This window comes from Flavobacterium sp. RNTU_13 (genome assembly GCF_046614455.1).
In the GTDB taxonomy this organism is placed as follows: domain Bacteria; phylum Bacteroidota; class Bacteroidia; order Flavobacteriales; family Flavobacteriaceae; genus Flavobacterium.
Map to the genome: position 1 here is coordinate 233,627 of NZ_JBKJHB010000007.1, position 7,955 is coordinate 241,581.

The window sequence follows — 7,955 nt, forward strand, 5'->3', positions numbered from 1 at the left end:
CATAGTTTTGGGGTATAATTAAAACCGATAAGAACATGAAAAATAAAATCAACTATCTAGCTATCCTTACATTTTACGTTATTGCAGTATTACTTAGATACCTTTCTAATAAAACTACACTGCTCGAGGTGGTTCCCAATAGTTTTTTAAAAGCAGTGCTATCTGGCATTGGTCCGGCTGTGGGGGCTTTTGTAGCCTTTACTGTTTTTAAGATTAGGCCTGTACTTTCGTTAAAAGGTAACTATAAGAATGTAGCAATTCCTTTTATGCTGTACTGGGTATTGCCTGTTGTCCTAATTTCGGGTGTACAATATGCTGTAAAAGGAACTGCTTCATTTGCTACCGTTGCCGTTATACTAGTTTACGGATTAATGGAAGAAATAGGCTGGCGTGGTTTTTTACAGCAACAGCTTAAAACATTGCCTTTGTTTTTAAATGTACTTTTAGTAGCTACGTTATGGTTTGCATGGCATTTAAACTTTGAGTTTACAAGTTCTAACTTATTTTTTTATGCAATTTTAGTATTGGGGAGTTGGGGTATTGGCAAAGTTTCAGATGCATCACAATCGTTGCTTGCTGTATCGGCTTTTCACTCACTGAATAATTTTTTTCCGGCCATGGATACTACAAAATTATTGATACTTGCCACACTACTTATAATCTGGATAGTTTCGTTAGTGATTAAAAAAAGGCAACAAAAGGTTATTACAGCTTAGTTCTAATAAACAGGAACAACCTTTTGTTGTGTTCCCTTATTTCTTAATGCTTAGCTTATAAATAGCACTATCGGTAGCGTTGCTGTCAGTGTCTTCGCATAGTAAAAACTCAATCTCCTTTTCGTTTTCTTTAAATAGTGTAATACCTTCAAACTTGTTCGCTTCGCTGATGACCAACGTTTTTTCAACTTTCATTTTGTCAAGATTCATTCTTCCCAGTAGTGTACCGGCTACCTTACCGTCTTGGTAGGTAGAGGTAGTATCTTCGGCGGCGGCAGTAAAATAAAGCTTGCCATCGGCAAGGCAGGCATCGGTAAAGGAGGCGGGCACCCCCTTAATTTTAGGAAGTTTTACCGGGTTATATAGTATTTGGAATGATGTGTCGTTCATGCTGCCCGTTAGTGTAAAAATTCCGTTTTTTCTTCCGGGGCCATTACCACGGTTAAGAAAATACCAGGTATCGCCATCGTTTACCACAGCTTCTATGTTAAAGTCTTCGGGGGCTATTTCGGCAAAGCTTTGCATGGCAAGGTACAGGTCGGCAGCATCTATATGCGGGTACAGCGTTTTATCTTTTGCGTTAATATGCCCTATGAGGTTGCGGTTAGCCGCGGAACCCGAGCCAACAAGGTACATGCTATCGCCCTTTATGGCTATGGCTTCATAATCAGGCTTGTCTTCCTTGGCTACGTTTTCGCGTGGGCCCAGATAGTTTTTATTAACCAGTTCGGTTTTTTCAAGGTGTTGTTTTTCAATGTTGTATTCGTAAACAATATGGCTGTTGTCTGAAACAAGCAGCAGGTAACCGTTGTTGTATATGAGTCCGGATGCGGCTCCTATGCCTGTAATGCGGAATAAAAGTTTTAATGCGAGTTTTTTCATGGTAATATCCGCCGTGTTGTGTGGCGTTTTTTTTGTATATTTAGTAAAGATAACGCCAAATATACATGAAACATATCCATCCGAAAGATTTTAAAATTACGGTTCCGTTTCGATTAAAAGATATTCCTACCGATATACAGAATAAAGCCACCGAAGATGAAAAGAAAGAAGCCCTGCGTGAGATAAGTAAAGAGCTGGGTGATTTACAGGATAAAATGTATGCCAATAACCGCTACTCTGTTTTAATTGTGCTACAGGGTATGGATACCAGCGGTAAGGATAGCCTTGTAAAACAGGTATTTAAAAACTTTAATGCGCGTGGGGTAGTGGTGTACAGCTTTAAGCAGCCTACATCGGCCGAGCTGGAGCACGATTACCTGTGGCGCCACTATATAGTATTGCCCGAAAAAGGGAAGTTTGCGGTGTTTAACCGTTCGCATTACGAAAATGTACTGGTAAGCCGCGTACACCCCGAGATTTTGCTTAACGAAAACCTGCCGGGAATAGAATCTGAAAAAGATATACCGAAAGACATTTGGCAGCAACGCTACAAGCAGATTAACCATTTTGAGAAGCACATTACCCAAAATGGTACCATAGTGCTAAAGTTTTTCCTGCACATTAGTAAGGAAGAACAACGCCAGCGGTTACTGCGAAGGCTGGAGTTACCCAGCCACAACTGGAAGTTTAGCCCGGCCGACCTTGACGAGCGCCAAATGTGGGATCAATATCAGGAATATTATGAAGAAACTATAAATGCTACAGCTACAGATGAAGCGCCCTGGTACGTAATACCCGCCGATGACAAGCGTACCGCAAGGGTGCTCGTGGCAAAAGCCATATTAAAGGAGTTGGAAAAATATAACTTCCATGAACCGGAAGTAAATGAGGAAGTGCTGGAAAACATTAATAAATACAAGAAAAAACTACAAAACGAGAAGGGTTAGTTTTCAGTGTCAGTTTTCAGTCTCAGTCACAGTTTTCAGTCTCAGTTTTCTTTCCTGGTTTCCAATTTACAGGTATGAGTGTGCAACCATAAACCACAAACCACAAACCATAAACCATAAACTATAAACCATAAACAAACAACACACTACCCCAGTAAATCATTTAGTTCTTCGCTACTGAGGCAAATGCCCATGTGTGCCACGCGTTCGTTATCGTCTTCTTCGCCATCTATAAAATATACCGGCACTTCGGCAGTGGCTTTGCGTTTGCGTATGGCATCGGCAGTAGTACGCCCGTGCAGCGGTTTTGCGGCATAGTTTATAAGTATGGCTTCGGGCTTAGCAATACCGGTTTTGCGGTAGGCTTCGTTTCCGTCTTTCAGTTCATAACCGCATACAGTATGCCCCGTTTGCTTACAAAGTGTAAGCAAAGAAGATGAGGCAGCATCCGGGCACCAGTCTATAACAAACAGTTTCATAATCTGTTAGCAAATTTAGGGGTGTAAAAATAAGAAAAAAACCTGCACATAAGTGCAGGCTCTTCCATCTTCATTTTAGGTTATATAGGTATATTGTATTATAACTTAAACGCGTAAGCTATACGTAGTGCTACCTGATCTGCTTTAAAATCGTTAGCACCCTCATAGCGTAGGCTTATGTCTATAGGGTCAAGGGCATAACCTATACCCGGAGCCCATAAAAACGTAGTTTTGTCATAACCGTTAGTTACTGCAAAACCGGCACCTGCTTCGCCCACTACATAAAACTGGTCGCCCCATACAAAGGCTTTAAAACCAAGTTTTGCAGGGATGTACCCTAGGTCTTTAATTTCGTCTTTACCAAAAAGGTTTGTAAAACCGGTGGTTAGTGTAAGCGATGTTTTTTTGGTAAGGTCGTATTGCAGCCTTACGTCGCCACCAAGCGACCAGTTAAAGTAATCGCTGTTAGCAATACCGCCATCTATACCTACACCTAAACGGAAACGTTGCGGATAGTTGTCTATTGCTGCATCGCCGCTTCCCGTTATCTTTTGCGCAAATGTTGTCATCCCGAACAACATCATGGCGCCTGCCATCATCGTCTTTAAATTCATCATCGTTTTCATGGTCTTCATTTTTTGTTACGTTAGTTAAGCAAAGGTAGTGTAGGGGTTTTGAGGAAATTTGTAAGAACTAGTTAAAAAACTATCAAAGAAATAATAAAATTCCTCTTAACGTATTGTTAACTGATGATTTATAAATATTTACGCGGCCAATAGTAATCAATCGGCAGAAACCTGATACCTTTGCAACCTGAAAAAAATGTTAAGAAAATGTCGTTGGGTATATACATTAAGGAGTTTCGTGCCAACTTTCAGCTTGCCTATCCGGTAATCTTAGGAATGATAGGGCACAACCTTATAGCACTTATAGATAATATTATGGTAGGGCATCTGGGCAGTGCAGAACTTGCAGCGGTGTCGCTGGGCAACAGTTTTGTGTTTATAGCCATGAGTGTGGGGATAGGCTTTTCTACTGCCATAACCCCTATTGTAGCCCAAGGCGATGGCGCTAAAGACCACGCGCAGGTACGCGCAGCGTTTCATCATGGGTTGGTGTTGTGTGTGCTTATGGGCCTTTTGCTGTTTGGCGTGGTGTACTTTGGTAAACCCGTTATGAACCTCATGGGGCAGCAACCCGAAGTAATAGCACTGGCATCACCTTTTATAGACCTGGTGGCGTTTTCGCTTATACCCGCTATAATTTTTCAGGCATACAAGCAGTTTGCCGATGGTATGAGCAAAACCAAATACGCCATGTTTGCGGTATTGTTTAGCAACGTTATACATATACCTATTAACTATGTGCTTATATATGGTGTTTTCGGTTTGCCAAAAATGGGCATGCTGGGAGCGGCGGTAGGTACGGTAATATCAAGGCTTGCGTTACTGGCATTTATGCACATAGCCGTATCTAAAGACAAAGTACTGCAGGAATATACCCGTGGTTTCAGCTTTTCTGAAATCAAAAGTACCATGATAAAAAAAATCACGTCGCTGGGATTACCCTCTGCCATGCAAATGTTTTTCGAGGTGGCGCTGTTTACCTCTGCGGTTTGGCTGTCGGGATTTTTAGGTAAAACCAATCAGGCGGCTAACCAAATCGCTCTTAGCCTGGCGAGCTTTACCTTTATGTTTGCCATGGGGCTTAGTGTAGCGGCTATGGTACGTGTGGGTAACCAAAAAGGCCAGAAAGACTATATTAAACTAAGGGTGGTGGCACGTTCTATTTTCCTGATGGCTATACTGATAGAAACCGTATTTGCCTTGGTGTTTATGGGCTTAAACAATGTATTGCCTCATATTTTTGTAAATACAGAGCACGTTGCCCAAGTACAGGACATAGCCGAGGTAATAGCCATAGCGGCTAACCTGCTTATTGTGGCAGCGGTTTTTCAGCTGTCCGATGGTGTACAGGTTGTAGTACTGGGCGCGCTGCGCGGTTTGCAGGATGTAAAAATGCCTACCATTATTACATTTATAGCCTATTGGGTAATTGGTTTCCCGTTGTCTTTTTATCTTGGGCTAAAAACTTCATTGGGTGCCACCGGCATATGGATAGGCCTTTGCGTAAGCCTTACCGTGGCAGCAATATTTTTGTATCTTCGTTTTAATTATCTTACCAACCGATATATACGGGAGGAGTCTGAAACTTTAAACATTAAACTTGAAACAAATTAATATGGAATTACCAAAATTCGTACTGGCCGATAATACTGATTTCCCTGACGATATTTTTATCATTCACCTGGATTACCCTCGTTTTATAATTAACCTTAAAGATGATGAGGTAGAATTTTTAGAGGAGCCGGAAGAAGACATAGACGAAAACGAGTTTAGCGCCGAAATGGAAAGCCTGATTAACCAGGCTAACGCGTTCTACGATAGAGAAATGGAACGCTACGAGCAAGAATAATAAAAAAGTCCACAGTAAACATACTGCGGACTTTTTTATTTATGGTTTTCCTGTATTGGCACCTTAAACAGAGTGTCGGGGAGTTCCAGCGCGTCTAAATGTTTTATGTAATCTTCGGGAAGCAGGCTCATGCCGTACTGGTACGAGGCATTCATCCACCCAAAACCAGACCGGGTTATGTATGCAAAATCAGTTCCCACATTGCCATACTCAGCGTATACCTTATGACTGCCGCTCACCACATCATATTTTTCCGGTATTGTACCGTTGTAATCTACAGCATTACGCGTAATCATGTACAACCAGCGGTACACCATTTCGCGCGACTCTGCTTCATAGCCATAATTAAGTAGTCCTTTCCATAACAGCATTTGGTGCGGCGCCCATCCATTAGGATAATCCCACTGGCGTTGTATGTTATTGGTAGCATATTTATCCAGGCTCGCCTTGTCGCTGCCTAAAAATCCGCCTTCCGCCTTAAGGTCGTGCATTAGTAGTTTCACCATTCGTGCCGCCTGCTCATCATTACAAATGCCTGCCCAAAGCGGAAAGAAATTGGTAGCCGACATAAAATCGCTACGTTTCTGTGTCTTTATATTATAGTCAAAATAACATCCGCGCGTTTCATCCCAAAGGTATTTTTGCATTTGCGCCTTACGATGTTTGGCCTGGTTATCCCAAAACTCCGCTGTGTAGCGTTTGCCATCGGTTCCTACAAATCCGTTTTTAAAATATTTTTCAGTAAGATATTTAAAATCCAACTCATATTTATATAAGAGCGCATTTACATCTACACAATTAAGGTCGGCCGCCACATTATCCAGTCGCCAGCTTGTATCATGGCCACTTTCTCGCACGGTGCGGTCGTGTACAAAGTACCGGTCTAAAACAGCATCGGTAATTTCACCTTTTTTATAACGTGACTCAAATTCGGTTTCGCTCATGCCTGCCTGCTTTGCGCGTGCGGCTATTACTTCCTTAAAATGCCCTGCCTCTGTTTCAGGCGGAATTCCTATACCATCGGCATAATAGCGGTTAAGTCCGGTCTCGGCAGTAAAGCGTTTGCCTTGCATCCACACAGTATTGTATTCGTGTATGCACATGGCCAGGCTTTCGGCAAGCCATTTTTTATCCTTTTCGGGATTTGCTTCATACACTTCCCGTATAAAAGATGATAAAAAGGGCGGCTGGGTGCGGGTTAGGTAGTACGATCGGTTAGCATTAAGTATTTTTCCGTAGTATTTAACCTGATAGCAAAAATTGTCTACCATTGCTTTTGCCAGGTCGTAGCGTTTGTCCAGCAAAAGCCCTATGCCTTCAAAGTAACTGTCCCATCCATACATTTCATTAAACCTGCCACCAGGCACCACAAAGGGTACACCTTTATTGTTCTCTATTTTTAACGACAGTATACCGGGCTTATCATTTATAGACAGTACATATTCGGGCGTAATTTCTTCCGGAAGTATAACTACCTCCAGCCTTGGGCGTGATTTTTCCAGGTTTTTAAAATATGCTATCCCTACAGTATCATTATAAGGTACATATATACGTTGCATGGAGTCGGGCATTTTTTCGTCGCCCGCTATGCGGTCCAGCCCGCCGGCATCAATGGTGCGCGTAAGGTCATCCCAAAACTGTGTGCGTATACGCCTGCTTATGCGTTCGGCAGGTGGCTCCTGTATACGGCTGAGGTTTATAAGTAAATTATTTTGCCGTGCATCATTAGCTATGGCAAGTTCCTGTAAAAGGTTACTTATATAATAGGTGTTGCGCAATATTACTGTATCTCCTTTAGTACTGTACAAAAAAAAGTCTTTGTTAACCGGCGCGTCGTCTTTAGTTATACGCTTATCACCATCGGTATCGTAGCCAATCAGGAGTTCCTGCATGGTTTTTTCTACAGGCAGGTCAAAAAATATCTCGCTTTCGGTAAACTTATTGGTGCAATTCATAAAAATAACAGACGCAAAGGCCGTAAGGGCAAACAGCACAATGCGATTTTTTACAAAATAATTAATGTTCATACTCTATTATAGGGTAGGTGGCACCTTATAAAATTAGCGATTAGGGTAGGGGTGAGCAAAAAAAGTAGGCGGGTTAACATATATTTAGTACGATGTTTAGCCTATTAACCTACATTATATAGTAGGTGTGATGGCGTTTTTTAGGATGAGTTAGCGTAATTTCTGTGCTATTTGAGGCTTTAAACCAATATATGGCGCGTATACTAAAATTTTTTCCCTTTTTTTTCTTCCCGTAACTCTTGTTGTTTAAGCGTGTTAGTGTTTATTGTTAAAAAAAGTTAAACAAAAGGGTAAGAAAAGAGTTGTTTAAGTGTAAAAGAGTGGTATCTTTGCACCCGCAACAGAGAAGTTAGCGACGTTCATAGAAAACTTGATGAGATTTAAAAAGAGGTTTTTTCTTATTTAATAAGATAAACAAACGTTGAAAAA

8 protein-coding genes are annotated in these 7,955 nt (G+C 41.5%); 4 read left to right on the plus strand and 4 right to left on the minus strand.

Going from position 1 to position 7,955, the window contains the following annotated elements; translation table 11 throughout:
- Window positions 1-35 precede the first annotated feature (35 nt).
- On the plus strand, window positions 36-716 hold the full coding sequence (locus tag ACLI08_RS15410) for a CPBP family intramembrane glutamic endopeptidase (protein ID WP_411429397.1): 681 nt from the start codon (window positions 36-38) through the stop codon (window positions 714-716).
- 36 nt (window positions 717-752) lie between these two features.
- Here the strand turns inward: ACLI08_RS15410 and ACLI08_RS15415 are convergent, their stop codons facing one another.
- Window positions 753-1,598, minus strand: a complete 846-nt coding sequence (locus ACLI08_RS15415) for a DUF6929 family protein (RefSeq protein ID WP_411429398.1) — start codon at window positions 1,596-1,598, stop codon at window positions 753-755.
- A gap of 65 nt (window positions 1,599-1,663) precedes the next feature.
- Here ACLI08_RS15415 and ACLI08_RS15420 point away from each other — a divergent pair, with 65 nt between their 5' ends.
- Window positions 1,664-2,545 carry a PPK2 family polyphosphate kinase gene (locus ACLI08_RS15420; protein WP_411429399.1) on the plus strand — a complete coding sequence of 294 codons (882 nt, stop codon included), beginning with the start codon at window positions 1,664-1,666 and terminating at the stop codon, window positions 2,543-2,545.
- A gap of 146 nt (window positions 2,546-2,691) precedes the next feature.
- Here the strand turns inward: ACLI08_RS15420 and ACLI08_RS15425 are convergent, their stop codons facing one another.
- Both ACLI08_RS15425 and ACLI08_RS15430 read right to left on the minus strand, forming a co-directional pair.
- Window positions 2,692-3,024, minus strand: coding sequence for a hypothetical protein (locus tag ACLI08_RS15425; protein WP_411429400.1), 333 nt, complete (start codon window positions 3,022-3,024; stop codon window positions 2,692-2,694).
- A 98-nt stretch (window positions 3,025-3,122) separates the two neighbouring features.
- Complete coding sequence (locus tag ACLI08_RS15430; protein ID WP_411429401.1) at window positions 3,123-3,650, minus strand: hypothetical protein; 528 nt, start codon at window positions 3,648-3,650, stop codon at window positions 3,123-3,125.
- A 207-nt stretch (window positions 3,651-3,857) separates the two neighbouring features.
- Between ACLI08_RS15430 and ACLI08_RS15435 the strand changes: the two genes are divergently transcribed.
- Together ACLI08_RS15435 and ACLI08_RS15440 are read left to right on the plus strand one after the other, a co-directional pair.
- Window positions 3,858-5,264, plus strand: coding sequence for an MATE family efflux transporter (locus tag ACLI08_RS15435; protein WP_411429402.1), 1,407 nt, complete (start codon window positions 3,858-3,860; stop codon window positions 5,262-5,264).
- 1 nt (window position 5,265) lies between these two features.
- Window positions 5,266-5,499 carry a hypothetical protein gene (locus tag ACLI08_RS15440; protein ID WP_411429403.1) on the plus strand — a complete coding sequence of 78 codons (234 nt, stop codon included), beginning with the start codon at window positions 5,266-5,268 and terminating at the stop codon, window positions 5,497-5,499.
- A gap of 35 nt (window positions 5,500-5,534) precedes the next feature.
- Here the strand turns inward: ACLI08_RS15440 and ACLI08_RS15445 are convergent, their stop codons facing one another.
- Window positions 5,535-7,526 carry a trehalase family glycosidase gene (locus ACLI08_RS15445; protein ID WP_411429404.1) on the minus strand — a complete coding sequence of 664 codons (1,992 nt, stop codon included), beginning with the start codon at window positions 7,524-7,526 and terminating at the stop codon, window positions 5,535-5,537.
- Window positions 7,527-7,955: the final 429 nt, after the last annotated feature.

Coding starts and splice junctions, on each gene's coding strand:
- ACLI08_RS15410 (WP_411429397.1), top strand. CDS start 36: ATGAAAAATAAAATCAACTATCTAGCTATCCTTACATTTTACGTTATT.
- ACLI08_RS15415 (WP_411429398.1), bottom strand. CDS start 1,598: ATGAAAAAACTCGCATTAAAACTTTTATTCCGCATTACAGGCATAGGA.
- ACLI08_RS15420 (WP_411429399.1), top strand. CDS start 1,664: ATGAAACATATCCATCCGAAAGATTTTAAAATTACGGTTCCGTTTCGA.
- ACLI08_RS15425 (WP_411429400.1), bottom strand. CDS start 3,024: ATGAAACTGTTTGTTATAGACTGGTGCCCGGATGCTGCCTCATCTTCT.
- ACLI08_RS15430 (WP_411429401.1), bottom strand. CDS start 3,650: ATGAAAACGATGATGAATTTAAAGACGATGATGGCAGGCGCCATGATG.
- ACLI08_RS15435 (WP_411429402.1), top strand. CDS start 3,858: ATGTCGTTGGGTATATACATTAAGGAGTTTCGTGCCAACTTTCAGCTT.
- ACLI08_RS15440 (WP_411429403.1), top strand. CDS start 5,266: ATGGAATTACCAAAATTCGTACTGGCCGATAATACTGATTTCCCTGAC.
- ACLI08_RS15445 (WP_411429404.1), bottom strand. CDS start 7,526: ATGAACATTAATTATTTTGTAAAAAATCGCATTGTGCTGTTTGCCCTT.